This window comes from Bradyrhizobium elkanii WSM2783 (genome assembly GCF_000472865.1).
Lineage (GTDB): Bacteria > Pseudomonadota > Alphaproteobacteria > Rhizobiales > Xanthobacteraceae > Bradyrhizobium > Bradyrhizobium elkanii_A.
The window spans coordinates 109,614-125,802 of sequence record NZ_AXAP01000007.1; the positions used below are offsets into that span (position 1 = coordinate 109,614).

Below are 16,189 nucleotides of genomic sequence, written 5' to 3' on the forward strand. Positions count from 1 at the left end.
GGAGAGGGTCGGGGTGAGGGCTCTCTCCGCGAAAAGAACAGAGAGTGTCTTTGCGCGGAGAGAACCCTCACCCGGCGCTGCGCGCCGACCTCTCCCGCAAGCGGGAGAGGTGACTTTAGAGGCACGTGACGCGTTCGGCGGCGAGGTAGCCGAACAACAGGCCGAGCCCGAACAGCAGCACCAGACCGGCCGCAGCGAACTCAATGCCGCGCATGAAGAGCGTGCCGCCGCCGTCGCGACCGGCGCTCAGGCGCTGGGCCACGCCGCGGGCGGAGACGGCGAGGATCGCGATGGTGGCCACCGTGATCGCGGTGCCGAGCCCCATCACGAAGGTTGCGGCGATGCCGGCCCAGAACAGGCCCTGCGCCAGCGCGAACACCAGCACCAGGATGGCGCCCGAGCAGGGCCGAATGCCAACGGTCACGATCGCGCTTAAGCCACGCCGCCAGCCGCCGGGACCGGCGAGCTCGCTCGGCTTGGGTCCGTGCGAATGGCCGCAATGCTCGTCATGGACATGCGCGTGCGCGTGGCCGTGCTGGTGGCCGTGGCCCTGATCGTGGTGATGATCATGGCCGTGGTCATGATGATGGTCCCGATGATGGTGACCGTGATCATGCCGACGAAGTGGGACGCCGGCGATGGCCGGTTCCGGCACATGCGTCTGCAGCGCGCGGAAGAATCCGCCGCCCTTGCTCCAGACTAGTCGCGCGCCGAACGCCGCGATCAGGGCGTAGCTGACGATCTCGATCACCCTCTCCGCGCCGCACATGGTCTTGGCGGTGGCATTGAGCAGCCAGGCGAAGATGCCGACGATCACCACCGCGACCAGCGACTGCATCAGGGCCGATGCAAACGACAGCGCAATGCCGCGCCGCGCGGTTTCCCGGTTGGCGACCAGATAGGAGGAGATCACCGCCTTACCATGGCCGGGACCGGCGGCGTGGAAGATCCCGTAAGCGAAGGAGACGCCAAGCAACGTCCAGACTGCATAGCCGTCGGTCTTGGCAACACGGATGGACGCGGAAATCTCGCGGTAGAATTCCCCCTGCTTGGCGAGCAGCCAGCCGATGATACCGCCGACCTGCGGCTCGGCCGCCCGTCGCGGGGCGCCGAACGGATTTTGCGCTGACAGCGCATGCATCGCGGCATCGGCCAGCGCAAAGACTGCGAGCGCCACGGCGGCAATCGCCAGGCTACGCGCGACGGATGATCCCTGCTTCATGGACACTCCACCACGATCTTGTTGGCGAACATCGCGCCGAAGTTGGAGCTTTCGCCGCTCAGGAAGTTCTGCTCCCCGAGCTGCTGCGCGCTCGCGGTGCCGTCATTCGGCCGCTGGAATTGCAGCTTGCAGTCGGCCGGTGCGCCGACCAGCTTGGCGGGGTCCTTGTCGGCATATTTGAAGTCGATGAAGAAGGCGGGGTCGAACACTTCGAGCGAAAGCTGCCTGGTCTTGAACGGCGTCTTCGCCGGCAGCGTGAAGTGCAGCGTCAATTCCGTGTTGTTGTATTCGAGGAAATAATCGACCGGCTCGGTGAATTTCTGCTTCTTGCCGTCGGCCTTGGCGAAGGTGAAGTAGGCGTATTCCTTCAGCGACTCGACATTGGTCTGGGCGAGCGGCGCCAGCTCCTCGCGGGTGTAGGCGCCCTTGGTCTTGGCCTCGATGCCCTGCAGCGCATAGGTCGAGAACATGTCGTCGAAAGTCCAGGCGTGGCGGACGCCGGTGATGGTGCCGTCGGGCGCATAGATCACCTCGCTCCTGGCGGTAATCCAGACATGCGGATGGGCTTGTGCGGCGGCCGTGCCGAGCATCACGGCGCCGGCGGCCAGGAGGCCGAGCCAGTTGCGGGACATGCGCCTCACTTCAGGCGGCCTCGGCAGTCTCGAGCAGCCCGCGCCGGCGGAGCAGTGCATCCGGCTCCGGCTCGCGACCGCGGAAGGCGACATAGGCCTCTTCCGGATCGCGCGAGCCGCCCGACGAATAGATGTCGTCGAGCAGGCGCTTTGCGGTCGCGGGATCGAAGATGTCGCCGGCCTCCTCGAAGGCGCCGAAGGCGTCCGCGTCCATCACCTCCGACCACATGTAGCTGTAATAACCGGCGGCATAGTGGTCGCCGGAGAAGATGTGGCCGAACTGGGTCGGCCGGTGCCGCAGCGCGATCTCGGCGGGCATGCCGATCTTCTCGAGCTCCTGCTTCTCGAAGGCCCTGACGTCGCGGCTGGCTTCGGCCGGCTGGGTGTGGAATTCGAGGTCGATCAGCGCCGAGGATACGAACTCCACGGTGGCAAAACCCTGGTTGAACTTCCGCGCGGCGACGAAGCGCCGCAGGAGATCGTCCGGCAGCGGCTCGCCGGTCTCATAGTGCCTTGCGAAGCGCTGCAGCACCTCCGGCCGCTCCTGCCAGTGCTCGTAAAGCTGCGACGGCAGCTCGACGAAATCGGTGAACACGGAGGTGCCCGACAGCGAGGGATAGGTGACGTTGGACAGCATGCCGTGCAGGCCGTGGCCGAATTCGTGGAACAGGGTGCGGGCATCGTCCGGCGACAGCAGCGCGGGCTCGCCGCCCGCGCCCTTGGCGAAATTGCAGACATTGATGACGAGCGGGGCAACCGCGCCGTCGAGCTGCTGCTGATCGCGCAGCGAGGTCATCCAGGCGCCGGAGCGCTTCGAGGGGCGGGCGTAATAGTCGCCGTAGAACAGCGCCTTGTGCTTGCCGTCGCGATCCCTGACTTCCCAGACCCGGACGTCGGGGTGCCAGGCCGGGATATCCTTGCGCTCCTCGAAGGTGACGCCGAACAGGCGGGTGGCGCAGTCGAAGGCGGCCTCGATCATGTGGTCGAGCACAAGATAGGGCTTGATCGCGGCGTCATCGAAATTGGCGCTGATCTGCCGAAGCTTCTCGGCGTAGTAGCGCCAATCCCAGGCTGCCAGCGCAAAATTGCCGCCCTCCTCCGCGATCAGCTCCTGCATCGCGTCGCGGTCGGCGAGCGCCCGCGCCCGCGCCGGCTTCCAGACCCGCTCCAAGAGGCCGCGCACGGCGTCCGGCGTTTTCGCCATGGAATCCTCGAGCCGGTAGGAGGCGTAGTTCGGGAAGCCCATGATCTTGGCGGCTTCCTCGCGCAGCGCCAGGATCTCGACGATGGTCGCGTTGTTGTCGTGGGCGTTGCCATTGTCGCCACGCGCGGTGAAGGCCTTGAAGACCTTTTCGCGCAGGTCGCGGCGATCGGAGGTTTTCAGGAACGGCTCGACCGAGGAGCGCGACAGCGTCACGATCGCCTTGCCGGCCATCCCGCGCTCTTCCGCCGCGGCCTTGGCGGCGGCGACAAAGCTGTCCGACAGCCCGGCGCGGTCGTCCTCGCCGAGCTCCATGAACCAGTCCTGCTCGTCGCCGAGCAGATGGTGGCTGAAGCTGGTGCCGAGATGGGCGAGCCGCTCGTTGATCGCGGCCATCCGCGCCTTGGCGGCGTCGTCGAGGCCGGCGCCGGCGCGGCGGAAGCGCGTATAGGTGCGCTCCAGCAGCCTGAGCTGTTCGCCGCTCAGGCCGAGCGAGGCGCGGTTCTGGTGCAAGAGCGCGATGCGGCCGAACAGCACGGCGTTCATCATGATCGGGTTCCAGTGCCGCGCCATCCGCAAGGAGACTTCCTTGTCGATCTCCAGGATCGCCGGATTGGAGTGCGCCGACACCAGGTCATAGAACACCGCCGAGACCTTGGAGAGCAGCTTGCCGGAACGCTCCAGCGCGGTGATGGTGTTGTCGAAGTCCGGCGCCGCCGGATCGTGGACGATCGCGCCGATCTCGGCGGAGTGATCGGCAAAGGCCTGCTCGAAGGCGGGCAGGAAATGCTCGGGCTTGATCTCGTCGAAGGGCGGCGTCTCGAACGGCGTCTGCCAGCCCTGCAGCAGCGGGTTGGCCAAACCTTGCGAACTTGCCGACATGCGAAATCCTATTTTTGTCCAAGATATTGCGGCAAACTATACCACACCGGGCGGCAATTTTGGGCCTTTTGCGCTTGATCGCAGGGCCCATTTCAGGGACATTGCGCCCCTCAAAAAGGACCTTCTTCCATGAGCCTGCAGCCCTCCTCCACCGGCAACCGCCAGATCGTCTGGCCGAGCGTGATCACCGTGATCAGCGCGGCGATCCTGATCGGCGCGGAAGTGTTCGGCGCTGCCTTCGCCGGCGGCTGGGCGCTCGCGATCCTGCTCGGGCTCGAGGACACCGCCGCGCACATCCTGCAAGCGGTGCTGTTCGCGCTCGGCGTCCTCGTGATGATCGCGTTCATCCGCGCGGCGCAGCGCATCGAGCCGTTCACGCGGCGCGCGTGAGGCGCGACTGCGAAAACACTGTGGCAGAAGGCTCCAAACGCGCAGCCGACTGCTAGCTTCTCTTAACGTCCATTCATATTCGACGCGGTGCGCGCGTGCAGCGACAAACAATCGCAAGCTCGCGTTAGGGAAATCTGCGCGCAGCCCAAAAAAATTCTTGCGCGGCTGAGTCAAAACACTTATTTCCAACCTTGCCCAATTTCGCACGTGCCTGTGGTCGTGTGTCAGTCGGTAGGTATCCGGACAAGAGGCCGGACAGCCGCCAAGGGATGAAGAACCGAGGGTCGCCTCTGAAGCGGCCAGCATCTCTCTCAAGGGATGCCGATGAAGGTCTCTCCATCTCTTGCAACCGTGACTGGCAGCCGGAGGCGAACCGGCGCACCCCGCTCTCAACGGGGGACGCGACTTAAAGCAACGACGGAGCGGGCTTTTTTGGTCTCTACCGGCATTCCAACGCCGGCGCGGGCTACTGAAAAGGCTTGTCCTTCATTGCCAGGTGAGCGGGCGGGAAATCTCCCAACCAATCCACGGCAGCACAGTCTGGTTTGAGTTTTTTGGCTTCGTTGCGCCTCCATCGCGCAATTCGGCCAAGGCACTCTTATCCGACGTCACGTTTTTTGAATGCGGCCCCGTCGCTGGGGTCGTTGGGAGAGTGCCATGACCGAGCGCATCCAGGAATTCCTGCGTCACCGCCGCAGCGAGGGCCTCGACACCGAGCCGTGCCTCGTCGTCGACCTCGAAGTCGTGCGCGACAACTACCAGAGCTTCGCGAAGGCGTTGCCGGACAGCCGCGTGTTCTACGCGGTGAAGGCCAACCCGGCGCCGGAAGTGCTGTCGCTGCTCGCCTCGCTCGGCTCCTGCTTCGACACTGCGACCGTCGCCGAGATCGAGATGGCGCTGGCGGCAGGCGCGACGCCGGACCGCATCTCCTATGGCAACACGATCAAGAAGGAGCGCGATATCGCGCGTGCCTTCGCGCTCGGCATTCGCCTGTTCGCGGTCGACTGCGCCGCCGAGGTCGAGAAGGTCGCCCGTGCCGCCCCCGGCGCGAAGGTGTTCTGCCGCATCCTCTACGACTGCGCCGGCGCCGAATGGCCGCTGTCGCGCAAGTTCGGCTGCGACCCGGAGATGGCGGTCGACGTGCTCGACCTCGCCAAGCGGCTGGGCCTGGAGCCCGTCGGCATCTCCTTCCATGTTGGCTCGCAGCAGCGCAAGGTGAAGGCGTGGGACCGTGCGCTGGCGATGGCCTCGACCGTGTTCCGTGACTGCGCCGAGCGCGGGATCAACCTGTCCATGGTCAACATGGGCGGCGGCTTCCCGACCAAGTACCTGAAGGACGTGCCGCCGGTGGTGCAGTACGGCCGGTCGATCTTCCGCGCGCTGCGCAAGCATTTCGGCAACCAGATCCCGGAGACGATCATCGAGCCCGGCCGCGGCATGGTCGGCAATGCCGGCATCATCGAGACCGAAGTCGTTCTGATCTCCAGGAAGAGCGACGAGGACGAGGTGCGCTGGGTCTATCTCGACATCGGCAAGTTCGGCGGTCTCGCCGAGACGATGGATGAGTCGATCCGCTACGCGATCCGCACTCCGCATGACGGCGCGGACATGACGCCGTGCGTGCTTGCTGGCCCGACCTGCGACTCGGCCGACGTCTTGTACGAGAAGCTGCCGTATCCGCTTCCGGTGACGCTCGAGATCGGCGACAAGCTGCTGATCGAGGGGACCGGCGCCTATACGTCGACCTACTCGTCGGTGGCCTTCAACGGCATCCCGCCGCTGAGGACCTACCACATCTGACGTCTCTTACCTCTCGCGCTTGCGGGAGAGGGAGAAGAAAACAGGGAGCCGGCCTGCCGGCTCCCTCCCCGACATTTTCGAATTTTCGAACGACGCTTTCACCGGTGTGCCCCGCCGCTGGAAGCGGGGACTGACGTGCCATGACTGCTTTGCGGAAGACCACCGTTGCCCTCACCCCGAGCGCCGCTCCGTTCGCGATCCGTGCGGAACGTTCCTCGGACGTCGAGGCGCGTGAAATGCTGCTGGATGCCTGCTTTGGCGAGAACCGCCATCAGCGCACATGCCAGCGCCTGCGCGACGGACGCGCGCCCGCCGAAGGCCTTGCGCTGTCGGCGGTCGCAAGCGGCCGGCTGGTCGGTACCGTTCGGTTGTGGCACGTCAGCGCCGGGGGCAACCCCGCGCTGATGCTGGGGCCACTGGCGGTGGATTCCACCTGCCGCGGCCTCGGTGTCGGCGCCGCGCTGATGGACCGCGCGATTTCGATCGCGCGGACGCGCGGCCACGGGGCGGTGATCCTGCTCGGCGATGTGCCCTATTACGCCCGCTTCGGCTTCTCGCCGGAGAGGATGAGCGAACTCGTGCTGCCCGGCCCGTTCGAGCGCGACCGGCTGCTCGGCCTCGAACTTGCCGAGGGCGCGCTCGACGGCGCCAGCGGCATGGTCACCGCGACCGGCGCATTGCTGCTCAAACGCAAGGCACGCGCATTGCGCGCCGTGCCGCAGGCCGCGTGACGGTTGCGATCATGGCCGAAAGCCTTCCCGCAACCAGCGACGTCGCGCGCCCAGTTCTGCGCAGCATCATCACCACCATCGTCCTGATCCTGATCTCGGTCATGATCGTCAGGGACATCTTCGTGCGCCGCTGGAGCTCGCCGTCCGCGCCGGCAGCAGATACGACCCAGCACTCCCGCTGATCGCAAAACCAGCACGTGAGGTTTGCGCGGGCGGGAAAATCCCGTAAACCCGCGCAAGTACCCGTATGTCCCGCAACGCTGAGAATAGGAGGTCCTGAATGTCCCGACGCCTGATTTCGACCGGCTCGCCTTTCGAGAGGACCGCCGGCTACAGCCGCGCCGTGATCGACGGCGATTTCGCATTCGTCGCCGGAACCACCGGCTATGACTACACGACGATGGCAATGCCTGAAGATGTCACGAGCCAGTCACGGAACTGTTTCAAGACCATCGAGGCCGCCTTGAAGGAAGGCGGCTTCGCGCTGGCCGACATCGTCCGCGCGACCTACTACCTGACGGATGCCAAGGACGCGGACGCCCACTTCGCGGTCTGCGGCGAGTTTCTCGGCGACATCCGCCCGGCCGCAACGCTCTTGATCGTCGCGGGACTCTTGAAGCCTGAGATGAAGGTCGAGATCGAAGTCACCGCGAAACGACGTACCGCCTGAACCACCAAACCTGTCCACCCGCTCGAGCCAATCTCCTGGAGATATTAGATGAGCCCCTCCTCGCAGATCCACGCCAAGATTTCCGGCCCCATTGTCATGATCGGCTTCGGCTCGATCGGCAAAGGCACGCTGCCTCTGATCGAGCGGCATTTCGACTATGACAAGTCGCGCTTCGTCATCATCGATCCGCATGAGGACGGCGAGCTCGCCAAGAAGCATGGCGTGCGCTTCATCAAGGATGGCGTCACCCGCGACAATTACCGCGAACTGCTGGTGCCGCTGCTCACCGCCGGCGGCGGCCAGGGCTTCTGCGTCAACCTCTCGGTCGACACCTCCTCGGTCGACATCATGACGCTGTGCCGCGAGATCGGCGCGCTCTACATCGACACCGTGATCGAGCCGTGGGCCGGCTTCTATTTCGACAAGAACATCGGCACCGAAGGGCGCTCGAACTACGCACTGCGCGAGACCCTGCTGGCCGCCAAGCGCAAGAACCCGGGCGGCATCACCGCGGTCTCCACCTGCGGCGCCAATCCCGGCATGGTGTCCTGGTTCGTCAAGCAGGCGCTGCTCGACATCGCCCGCGACACCGGCGTCGAATTCAACGAACCGAAGAGCCGCGAGGGCTGGGGCCAGCTCGCCCATAAGCTCGGCGTCAAGGGCATCCATATCGCCGAGCGCGACACCCAGCGTTCGAAGAAGCCGAAGCCGATGAACGTCTTCGTCAACACCTGGTCGGTCGAGGGCTTCGTCTCCGAGGGCCTGCAGCCGGCCGAGCTCGGCTGGGGCACCCATGAGAAGTGGATGCCGGAGAACGGCCGCACGCACGCGCATGGTTGCCAGGCCGCGATCTATCTGCTGCAGCCGGGCGCCAACACCCGCGTGCGCTCCTGGTGCCCGACTCCAGGCGCGCAATACGGCTTCCTCGTCACCCATAACGAGTCGATCTCGATCGCGGACTATTTCACCGTACGCGACGGCGAGAAGGTGATCTATCGCCCGACCTGCCACTACGCCTATCACCCGGCCAACGACGCCGTGCTGTCGCTGCACGAGATGTTCGGCGCTGCGGGGCGGATGCAGCCGAAATGGCACATCCTCGACGAGAACGAGATCGAGGACGGCATCGACGAGCTCGGCGTGCTGCTCTATGGCCACGCCAAGAACGCCTATTGGTACGGCTCGCAGCTCTCGATCGAGGAGACCCGCCGGATTGCGCCCTATCAGAACGCGACCGGCATGCAGGTGTCCTCGGCCGTGCTTGCCGGCATGGTCTGGGCGCTGGAAAATCCGGAAGCCGGCATCGTCGAAGCCGACGAATTGGATTTCCACCGCTGCCTGGAAATCCAGCGGCCATATCTCGGCCCGGTGAAGGGTTTCTACACCGACTGGACCCCGCTGAACGACAGGCCGGGCCTGTTTGCCGAGGACATCGACACGTCCGATCCCTGGCAGTTCCGGAACGTGCTGGTGCGCTGACCCGCGCGCTCCTCTCGTCATTCCGGGGCGCGCGTAAGCGCGAGCCCGGAATGACGGAAGCTACTTTTGCGAGGCCGTAATTTATCTGCGGCCTTCAACGACCTCGCCATCTTCCTTCACGAAACGTCCGACCGGATTCTCCAGAAGGTCGATGACCGCCTCGGACGGCCGGCAAAGCCGCACGCCCTTCAGCGTGACCACGATGGGGCGGTTGATCAGGATGGGATGCGCCATCATGAAATCCAGCAATTCGTCGTCCGACCATTTCGGATCATCGAGGCCAAGTTCCTTGCAGGGCGTGCCCTTCTCACGCAGCAGGGCGCGCGTCGGGATGCCCATCGCGGCGATCAGCTCCTTGAGCTTCTCGCGCGACGGCGGCGTCTTGAGATATTCGACGATGATGGGATCAACGCCGCTCTGCCGGATCATCGCAAGCGTGTTGCGGGACGTGCCGCAATCCGGGTTGTGATAGATCGTGACCGTCATTGCCGCGCCTCCACTGCCGGCGCCGACGCAGCGGCTCCGGCTTCATACCAACCCCTCGTCGCCTTCACGATGCGGACCACCGAGAGCATCACCGGCACCTCGACGAGAACGCCGACCACCGTAGCCAGCGCCGCTCCGGAGTCGAGACCGAACAGGCTGATCGCGGCAGCAACGGCCAGTTCGAAGAAGTTGCTGGCTCCGATCAGAGCAGCCGGCGCGGCCACGCACCAAGCGACGCCGAAACGCCGGCTGAGCCAGTACGCAAGACCCGCATTGAGGTAGACCTGGATCAGGATCGGCACAGCGAGGATCGCGATAACGACCGGCTGCTTGATGATCTGCTCGCCCTGAAACCCGAACAGTAGGACCAGGGTTGCCAGCAAGGCGACGAGCGAGAGAGGCTGCAACATCCGCATGGTGCGCTCGAAGGCGCCGCCGCCGGCACGCAGCAGCGCGCTCCGCCAGAGCTGCGCGACGATCACAGGTACTACGATGTACAGCACCACCGAGAGCAACAACGTGCTCCACGGAACGGTGATCGACGCCACGCCCAGCAGGAGCCCCACCAGCGGCGCGAACAGGAACACCATGATCACGTCGTTCAGCGCGACTTGGCTGAGCGTGTAGTGAGGCTCGCCCTCGCAGAGATTGGACCACACGAACACCATCGCGGTACAGGGTGCAGCCGCCAGCAGGATTAGACCAGCGATGTAGGAGGGAATCTGTGCTGACGGCAGCAACGGCGCGAAGACATGCCCGATGAAGAACGACCCGAGCAGCGCCATCGAGAACGGCTTGACCGCCCAGTTGATGAACAGCGTGACGCCGACGCCCCGCCAGTGCTCGCGCACCTGCCCCAGCGCCCCGAAGTCGATCTTGAGCAACATCGGCACGATCATGAGCCAGATCAGCACCGCGACCGGCAAGTTCACCTTGGCGATCTCGGCCGCCGCCACCGCGCCAAAGAAGCCGGGCATGATGTGGCCGAGCGCGACGCCGGCCACAATGCAAAGCGCGACCCAGAGGGTCAGATACCGTTCGAAAATGCTCATGTTTCAGGCCACGTCGTTTCTGGAGGATGTCGCGCCCTCGGATCGGCCGATCTCGCGCAGCTTGGTGCCTAGCGAGAGCTTGTCGATGCTCCGAAGCGGGAGACTGATGAAGGTGCCGATCCGATTCTTGAGATAGCGGAACGCAGTCATGAACGCTGCCTGCTTTTCCAGTTCTGTGCCGAGGGCCGCGGCGGGGTCCTCGATGCCCCAGTGCGCGGTCATCGGCTGGCCGGACCAGATGGGGCAGGTTTCGCCAGCAGCGTTGTCACAGACGGTAAAGACGAAATCCATCACCGGCGCATCGGGAGCGGCGAACTTCAGCCAGCTTTTCGAGCGCATGCCGCCTGTCGGATAGTCGAGGCTTTCGAGAGTGTGCAGCGCCAGCGGGTGCACCGCGCCCTTCGGTGCGCTGCCGGCGGAAAAAGCCCTGAAACGGTCGGCCCCGTCCTTCCGCAGGATCGATTCCGCCATGATCGAGCGCGCCGAGTTGCCGGTGCAGAGGAACAGAACATTGTAGAGGTTGTCAGCCACGGGTTCGCTCGTTTCGCTTTGGAGAACAACAGGACTGCAGACTTTCGACGACCGGCGCGCAGACCTCCGGTCGTCCGTCGCAGCAATCCCGGAGGAGAAACACGGCGACGTCGCGAAACTCACCGAGGTTGGCGCGGTAGACGATTGAGCGACTATGCCGCTCGGAAGTCACGAGGCGCGCTCGGGTCAAAATCGACAGATGCGCCGACAGGGTGTTCGGCGGAACTTCCAGCAGGCGGGCAAGATCGCCAGCCGCGAGGCCGTCAGGCTCATGCCTGACCAATGTACGGAAGGCCTCCAGGCGGGTCGATTGCGAGAGCGCCGCAAGGGCCAAGACTGCTTCTTCCGTTTCCATATATCCAGATTTATGGAAATATTGGACCAAGTCAACCAGATTCAGAACCCTGGAGACCGGAGGGTTGCTCGCTATTTCGAATATACTAGAAATATAGTTTGACAAAGAGGCCAGTCGCGCTCATCCTTTCCGCCATGAAGCTCGACGAAGCAGCAGCCCGCCTCGAAGCGCTGGGCAACCCCACCAGGCTGAAAATCTATCGCGCGCTGGTCCGCGCAGGGCGTGCAGGCATGCCGGTCGGGCGCCTGCAGGAGCGGCTCAAGATTCCGGCGTCGACACTGTCGCACCACATCAAGGCGCTGGTCTCCGTCGGTCTGATCTCGCAGGTGCGCGAGGGCACGACACTGGCTTGCCACGCCGAATACGACACGATGCAGGGCTTGGTGGATTTCCTCGTTGCTGAATGCTGCATCGACGAGACCCAATGCAAAGACGCTCAGACGGCGGCCTGATTTTTTTTGCCCGATAATTCGGTAATTCTAGAAGGTTGGGAGAAGCAAAATGAGCGCAGCAAAGACCGTCGCGATCATAGGAGCCGGACCCGTCGGCCTGGCGGCAGCCGCGCACGTGTTGGAGCGCGGCATGACGCCCGTCGTGCTCGAGTCCGGGCCAGAAGCGGGACATGCGGTCCGTCAATGGCAACACGTCCAGCTCTTTTCACCGTGGGAATACAACGTCGACCGGGCGGCCGCGCGGCTGCTCGCGCCAACTGGCTGGAATTCGCCGGACCCGCAGGTCTATCCGACCGGCGGCGAGCTCTTGGCACAGTACCTTGTCCCACTCGCGACGCGCACGCTCTTGAAGGACGTGATCCACACGTCGAGCCGCGTCAGCGCCGTTTCCCGTGTCGGCTTTGACAAGGCGAGGACGAAGGGCCGGGAGGCGGCTCCCTTCGAGATACGCTACCAGAACGGCAAAGGGCCCGAGACCCTGCGCGCCGATACCGTCATCGACGCCTCCGGAACGTGGGCCTCGCCGAATCCCGCCGGCGCCAATGGCCTGCCGGCGATCGGCGAACGCGAAGCACAAGCGAGGATCGCCTACGGCATGCCGGATGTGCTCGGGAGAGACCGTGAGCGCTACGCGGGCAAGATTGTCGCCGTGCTGGGCGCCGGACACTCGACGATCGGTACCCTGACCGACCTGGCGACGCTTGCCCGTCAGATGCCGGACACCCGCCCGATCTGGCTGCTCCGGGGCAATGATCCGGCCAAGGCATTCGGGGGCGGCGCGAACGACAAGCTCGCTGCGCGCGGCGAACTCGGCACACACTTCGCATCGCTGGTCGCATCAGGTGAGGTACAGGTTGAGGCCGAATTTTCCGTCGCGGCGATCTCGCCAAGCGACGGCCGGCTTCGGATCGCGACGTCGTCAGCCTGCTGCGGACGCAGCGTCGTCGCCGACGAGCTGGTCATCGCAACCGGCTTCCGTCCGGACCTCTCCTTCCTCGGCGAGATTCGGCTCCGGCTCGATCCTGCGATCGAGGCGCCCGTCGCGCTCGCACCGCTGATCGATCCCAACGAGCACTCCTGCGGCACCGTGCGCCCGCATGGCGCGCGCGAACTGCAGCAGGACGATCCGGGCTTCTACCTCGCCGGCATGAAATCCTACGGCCGGGCGCCAACCTTCCTCATGATCACCGGCTACGAACAGGTGCGCTCGATCGCTGCCGATATCGCCGGCGACAAGGAAGCTGCCGAGCGCGTCGAACTCGAGCTCCCCGAAACCGGCGTCTGCACACGCGGCGGCGTAGAGGGCGCGGTCGCAGCATCCGGCTGCTGCGGAGGGCCGGCACCCGCCGGCATCGACGCCTGCTGTTCCGACGACGCTATCACGAAAGCCGCCGGCAAGCCGGGCTGCGGCTGCTAAGGCCGCCCGCGTGAACGGACAACGCTTGCGGGTGGTTGCCGCGCTGGGGACCGCCCAGACGCTGGCCTGGGGATCGAGCTACTATCTGCCGGCGATCCTGGCAGACCCCATTGCGCACGATCTCGGAATTTCGACCAACTGGTTCTTCGCCGCCTTCTCGGCCTCCCTGGTGATCTCCGGATTATTGGGGCCGCGCGTCGGCCGCCAGATCGACCGCGTCGGAGGGAGGCAGGTCCTCTGTATCTCGAATGTGGTTTTTGCGGGCGGGCTCGCATTGCTCGGCGCATCGGCCTCGGTGTGGATGATGTCGGTGGCCTGGCTCCTGCTTGGCATCGGCATGGGCCTTGGGCTCTACGACGCGGCGTTCGGCGCGCTGGGACGCATCTACGGCAGCGACGCGCGCGCCTCGATCACCGGCATCACGCTGATTGCCGGCTTTGCCAGCACGGTCGGCTGGCCGCTGAGTTCATTCGGGCTCGAGACGATCGGTTGGCGGGAAACCTGCTACGCCTGGGCGATCGCGCACATCGTGATCGGTCTACCCCTCAATCTCGCGCTGCCCAGCACGGCAAAGCCGGTCCGTTCAGAAGGACCCGTGGCGAAGCCGCATATTACGATCGACCGCACCATGGTTCTGCTCTCATTCGCGTTCGCGGCCGCCTGGACGGTGACATCGGCGATGGCGGCGCATCTGCCGCGGATCGTCGAAGCATTCGGCGCGACGCCAGCGCAGGCGGTGTTTGCCGGCATGATGATCGGACCCGCGCAGGTCGCAGCCCGTGTGATGGAAGCGAGCCTTCTTAGTCGTTTTCATCCGCTCGTCTCGACACGGCTTGCCTGTATCACTCATCCGATCGGAGCGTGCGTAATCGGTATTTTCGGCGGTGGTGCTGCCGGCGTCTTCGCTCTGCTACATGGGGCCGGCAATGGTATTCTGACCATTGCACGAGGAACGCTCCCATTGGCGATTTTCGGACCGGAGAACTACGCCTATCGACTTGGATTGATCGGCGCACCATCCCGCATTTGCCAAGCATTGGCGCCCCTTGGATTCGGACTGCTCATAGACACTCTTGGCCGATCGATAGTGATTGTGTCGGCCGGACTGAGCCTTTCGGCACTGATAGCACTCTTGTCGCTGCGCCAATCTTCGGCGGTCAAAGCGTGATGATTTTTGTTCGAATCGGCGTGACCGCAGTCGTTCACCTCTCCCATAGGGAGAGGTCGGCGCGCAGCGCCGGGTGAGGGGTTACGGTTCCTCGATGAAGCTCATCCCCCCTCACCTGGATCGCATCTCACGATGCGATCCGACCTCTCCCCGATGGGGAGAGGTAAGGCACTTCCAGCGTGGCGCCAACTCGACCTGATCTCATCACGCCTAAAGCGACAGCGCAGCCGCCCGTGGATAGCGCCGCCTGATCGGTGATCCGTGACGCATGCCGGGCCGGCGCTGCGGCCAACGAGGTCATGCGCGGCCTCGCGCCGCGCATGCACGCTTCGCCTCGGTTGGCCAAGACGTCATGGCCGGGTCAAGCCCGGCCATGACGAAGCCGCGAGGGTCAGGCGCCGCCTCCGGTCATTTCGCCATGTAATCGAACGCCACCGTGCCGAGCCCGAGCGTCAGGTCCGCCTTGAAATGCAGGGCGGAGACGACCTCGCGGACCGGAAGCCGCGCGACGTCGCAGAGCGCGTGTGGAAACAGGCCGAGAGCGGCAGGGCCGGTCCAGGATTCCTTCAGCGTGATCTCTTCGAGATTGAAGCGCACGAGCTCGCAGATGCGCGGGCTGCCGTCGACATGCGGGATGATCTTCAGGATGAAGTTCGGCGCCTTCATGCCCTTCAGTACGGTATCATGATCGACCGGACGGTGTTTGTAGCCCATAGTAGCGGAAGCGCAGAGCACCGAGCCGTAATGCAGGGAGCCGACCAGCACGTCGCTCTCGACCTCGATCTTCGGCCTCGCCAGTTTCTTCGGGAATCCCCATAGCTCGCGGCCGCCGGCGATCGGCCCTTCGTCGTCCAGATACATCGCGTGGGTGTAAGCCCCCTCCTCCCCTTTGAAGCGAACCGGGATCACCTGGCCGGTCTCGGTGTAGTCGCCAAAGCCGGTGGAGTCGGGCATCCGGATGAATTCGTATTTCACCACGGGCTCGGCGACCTCGAGCGGCTCGGGCACCACGGCGGCGAGCGCTTCGGGATCGGTCCTGTAGGTGATGACGAAATATTCTCGGTTGAAGAAGCGATAGGGCCCCGGCGGAAACGCGGGGCTGGTGAGCGGCATCGAATAGGCACTTCGCCTGACATCGTCGATCTTCATCTGCTGACCCCAAAGGTTGTTGGCGTGTCGTTGGCAGATCGCGATTATGCGGCGACAGAGGGACGCAGGCGAGACCGTAAATTCGGCAGGATCCGTTCAGGCCGATCCCGGGCAATGAGAGGACATCACTTTTTCTGGACCGGCGGAGCGGTCTTCTCTGCGGGCGCCGGTGGCAGCGCGGGCTGTGCACCGGTCTTCTGCGCGTCCGGGTCGGGACGTGCGGGCTCGGGCGCCGGCGTGGTCGGCCGCTCGCCGCCTGGCTTTGACTCGGCTGGCTTCGTCTGCGGCTCGGGCGGGGAAGACTGCACTGGCGGCGTCGCCTGCGCCACCTCCTCAGATTGACGCGCTGCAATCTCCACCAGCGAAGCGGTCGAAATCACCAGTCCGCCCACAAACAGGGCGGATGCGATCAGAAGATCCTTCCGGTAGCTGCGCTGCCTGTCGGTCGCCATCTCGTTCTACCCGCGTCATTGTCTGCGGGTTCAACGATTCCAGCGAGACCTGGTTCCGCGCGCGGGGCAACGGGAACTGTACCGACCTGGGGCGTGTAGTCCTGGATCGAGGCGCTGCGA

Annotated in this window: 18 protein-coding genes; 9 read left to right on the forward strand and 9 right to left on the reverse strand. The window is 64.7% G+C overall.

All coding sequences use genetic code 11. The features are described 5' to 3' along the window. Nucleotides 1-115: 115 nt before the first annotated feature. The 3 genes from YY7_RS0109225 to YY7_RS0109235 are packed head-to-tail and all read right to left on the reverse strand — an operon-like array spanning nucleotide 116 to nucleotide 3,937. Nucleotides 116-1,222 carry a nickel/cobalt transporter gene (locus YY7_RS0109225; RefSeq protein WP_028162984.1) on the reverse strand — a complete coding sequence of 369 codons (1,107 nt, stop codon included), beginning with the start codon at nucleotides 1,220-1,222 and terminating at the stop codon, nucleotides 116-118. Further along, nucleotides 1,219-1,854: a DUF1007 family protein gene (locus YY7_RS0109230; RefSeq protein WP_028162985.1), complete on the reverse strand. Its 636-nt coding sequence runs from the start codon at nucleotides 1,852-1,854 to the stop codon at nucleotides 1,219-1,221. The genes YY7_RS0109225 and YY7_RS0109230 overlap by 4 nt, the downstream gene beginning before the upstream one ends. 10 nt (nucleotides 1,855-1,864) lie before the next feature. Continuing rightward, nucleotides 1,865-3,937, reverse strand: a complete 2,073-nt coding sequence (locus YY7_RS0109235; protein ID WP_028162986.1) for a M3 family metallopeptidase — start codon at nucleotides 3,935-3,937, stop codon at nucleotides 1,865-1,867. Nucleotides 3,938-4,066: 129 nt separating this feature from the next. Between YY7_RS0109235 and YY7_RS0109240 the strand changes: the two genes are divergently transcribed. The 6 genes from YY7_RS0109240 (at nucleotide 4,067) to YY7_RS0109265 (ending at nucleotide 9,007) form a co-directional block, all read left to right on the forward strand. Beyond that, nucleotides 4,067-4,327, forward strand: a complete 261-nt coding sequence (locus tag YY7_RS0109240) for a hypothetical protein (protein ID WP_028162987.1) — start codon at nucleotides 4,067-4,069, stop codon at nucleotides 4,325-4,327. 657 nt (nucleotides 4,328-4,984) lie between these two features. Further along, nucleotides 4,985-6,127, forward strand: a complete 1,143-nt coding sequence (locus YY7_RS0109245) for a type III PLP-dependent enzyme (protein ID WP_028162988.1) — start codon at nucleotides 4,985-4,987, stop codon at nucleotides 6,125-6,127. Nucleotides 6,128-6,267: 140 nt separating this feature from the next. Further along, nucleotides 6,268-6,858, forward strand: a complete 591-nt coding sequence (locus tag YY7_RS0109250) for a GNAT family N-acetyltransferase (protein WP_028162989.1) — start codon at nucleotides 6,268-6,270, stop codon at nucleotides 6,856-6,858. Then, nucleotides 6,855-7,040, forward strand: coding sequence for a hypothetical protein (locus YY7_RS51150; protein WP_035689642.1), 186 nt, complete (start codon nucleotides 6,855-6,857; stop codon nucleotides 7,038-7,040). Before YY7_RS0109250 ends, YY7_RS51150 begins: the two co-directional genes overlap by 4 nt. Nucleotides 7,041-7,138: 98 nt before the next feature. Then, nucleotides 7,139-7,528, forward strand: a complete 390-nt coding sequence (locus YY7_RS0109260; RefSeq protein WP_028162990.1) for a RidA family protein — start codon at nucleotides 7,139-7,141, stop codon at nucleotides 7,526-7,528. A 48-nt stretch (nucleotides 7,529-7,576) separates the two neighbouring features. Then, nucleotides 7,577-9,007, forward strand: coding sequence for a homospermidine synthase (locus YY7_RS0109265; protein WP_028162991.1), 1,431 nt, complete (start codon nucleotides 7,577-7,579; stop codon nucleotides 9,005-9,007). An 81-nt stretch (nucleotides 9,008-9,088) separates the two neighbouring features. Here YY7_RS0109265 and arsC read toward each other — a convergent pair whose 3' ends face one another. Genes arsC through YY7_RS0109285 form a run of 4 tightly spaced genes read right to left on the reverse strand, consistent with a single transcriptional unit; the run spans nucleotide 9,089 to nucleotide 11,431 of the window. After that, the gene (gene arsC, locus YY7_RS0109270; protein WP_028162992.1) at nucleotides 9,089-9,493 is read right to left on the reverse strand and encodes an arsenate reductase (glutaredoxin); all 405 of its coding nucleotides are present in this window, start codon (nucleotides 9,491-9,493) and stop codon (nucleotides 9,089-9,091) included. Next, entirely contained in the window at nucleotides 9,490-10,545 is a 1,056-nt protein-coding gene (arsB, locus tag YY7_RS0109275) for an ACR3 family arsenite efflux transporter (protein ID WP_028162993.1), read from the reverse strand. The genes arsC and arsB overlap by 4 nt, the downstream gene beginning before the upstream one ends. A gap of 3 nt (nucleotides 10,546-10,548) precedes the next feature. Beyond that, a complete protein-coding gene (locus YY7_RS0109280; RefSeq protein ID WP_028162994.1) occupies nucleotides 10,549-11,076 on the reverse strand; it encodes an arsenate reductase ArsC in 528 nt (175 codons plus the stop codon). Beyond that, the gene (locus YY7_RS0109285; RefSeq protein ID WP_028162995.1) at nucleotides 11,069-11,431 is read right to left on the reverse strand and encodes an ArsR/SmtB family transcription factor; all 363 of its coding nucleotides are present in this window, start codon (nucleotides 11,429-11,431) and stop codon (nucleotides 11,069-11,071) included. Before YY7_RS0109285 ends, YY7_RS0109280 begins: the two co-directional genes overlap by 8 nt. Nucleotides 11,432-11,565: 134 nt before the next feature. On the opposite strand from YY7_RS0109285, the gene YY7_RS0109290 reads away from it, so the two are divergent. From YY7_RS0109290 to YY7_RS0109300, 3 genes are read left to right on the forward strand one after another with little or no spacing between them, the layout of a single operon-like run. Then, nucleotides 11,566-11,883 carry an ArsR/SmtB family transcription factor gene (locus YY7_RS0109290; protein WP_028162996.1) on the forward strand — a complete coding sequence of 106 codons (318 nt, stop codon included), beginning with the start codon at nucleotides 11,566-11,568 and terminating at the stop codon, nucleotides 11,881-11,883. 49 nt (nucleotides 11,884-11,932) lie between these two features. Further along, nucleotides 11,933-13,300, forward strand: a complete 1,368-nt coding sequence (locus YY7_RS0109295; RefSeq protein ID WP_028162997.1) for an NAD(P)-binding domain-containing protein — start codon at nucleotides 11,933-11,935, stop codon at nucleotides 13,298-13,300. A 10-nt stretch (nucleotides 13,301-13,310) separates the two neighbouring features. After that, a complete protein-coding gene (locus tag YY7_RS0109300; RefSeq protein WP_028162998.1) occupies nucleotides 13,311-14,468 on the forward strand; it encodes an MFS transporter in 1,158 nt (385 codons plus the stop codon). A 408-nt stretch (nucleotides 14,469-14,876) separates the two neighbouring features. Here the strand turns inward: YY7_RS0109300 and YY7_RS0109305 are convergent, their stop codons facing one another. Beyond that, nucleotides 14,877-15,617 carry an acetoacetate decarboxylase gene (locus YY7_RS0109305; protein WP_028162999.1) on the reverse strand — a complete coding sequence of 247 codons (741 nt, stop codon included), beginning with the start codon at nucleotides 15,615-15,617 and terminating at the stop codon, nucleotides 14,877-14,879. A gap of 125 nt (nucleotides 15,618-15,742) precedes the next feature. Then, nucleotides 15,743-16,069 (reverse strand): hypothetical protein, encoded by a 327-nt coding sequence (locus tag YY7_RS61815; RefSeq protein ID WP_028163000.1) that lies wholly within the window; start codon nucleotides 16,067-16,069, stop codon nucleotides 15,743-15,745. Between the last annotated feature and the right edge of the window lie 120 nt (nucleotides 16,070-16,189).

What these genes read in the sequence shown, in the direction of transcription:
- YY7_RS0109290 (WP_028162996.1), top strand. Translation starts at nt 11,566, where the DNA reads ATGAAGCTCGACGAAGCAGCAGCCCGCCTCGAAGCGCTGGGCAACCCC.
- YY7_RS0109265 (WP_028162991.1), top strand. Translation starts at nt 7,577, where the DNA reads ATGAGCCCCTCCTCGCAGATCCACGCCAAGATTTCCGGCCCCATTGTC.
- YY7_RS0109305 (WP_028162999.1), bottom strand. Translation starts at nt 15,617, where the DNA reads ATGAAGATCGACGATGTCAGGCGAAGTGCCTATTCGATGCCGCTCACC.
- YY7_RS61815 (WP_028163000.1), bottom strand. Translation starts at nt 16,069, where the DNA reads ATGGCGACCGACAGGCAGCGCAGCTACCGGAAGGATCTTCTGATCGCA.
- YY7_RS0109225 (WP_028162984.1), bottom strand. Translation starts at nt 1,222, where the DNA reads ATGAAGCAGGGATCATCCGTCGCGCGTAGCCTGGCGATTGCCGCCGTG.
- YY7_RS0109235 (WP_028162986.1), bottom strand. Translation starts at nt 3,937, where the DNA reads ATGTCGGCAAGTTCGCAAGGTTTGGCCAACCCGCTGCTGCAGGGCTGG.
- YY7_RS0109250 (WP_028162989.1), top strand. Translation starts at nt 6,268, where the DNA reads ATGACTGCTTTGCGGAAGACCACCGTTGCCCTCACCCCGAGCGCCGCT.
- arsC (WP_028162992.1), bottom strand. Translation starts at nt 9,493, where the DNA reads ATGACGGTCACGATCTATCACAACCCGGATTGCGGCACGTCCCGCAAC.
- arsB (WP_028162993.1), bottom strand. Translation starts at nt 10,545, where the DNA reads ATGAGCATTTTCGAACGGTATCTGACCCTCTGGGTCGCGCTTTGCATT.
- YY7_RS0109230 (WP_028162985.1), bottom strand. Translation starts at nt 1,854, where the DNA reads ATGTCCCGCAACTGGCTCGGCCTCCTGGCCGCCGGCGCCGTGATGCTC.
- YY7_RS0109245 (WP_028162988.1), top strand. Translation starts at nt 4,985, where the DNA reads ATGACCGAGCGCATCCAGGAATTCCTGCGTCACCGCCGCAGCGAGGGC.
- YY7_RS0109260 (WP_028162990.1), top strand. Translation starts at nt 7,139, where the DNA reads ATGTCCCGACGCCTGATTTCGACCGGCTCGCCTTTCGAGAGGACCGCC.
- YY7_RS0109285 (WP_028162995.1), bottom strand. Translation starts at nt 11,431, where the DNA reads ATGGAAACGGAAGAAGCAGTCTTGGCCCTTGCGGCGCTCTCGCAATCG.
- YY7_RS0109295 (WP_028162997.1), top strand. Translation starts at nt 11,933, where the DNA reads ATGAGCGCAGCAAAGACCGTCGCGATCATAGGAGCCGGACCCGTCGGC.
- YY7_RS0109240 (WP_028162987.1), top strand. Translation starts at nt 4,067, where the DNA reads ATGAGCCTGCAGCCCTCCTCCACCGGCAACCGCCAGATCGTCTGGCCG.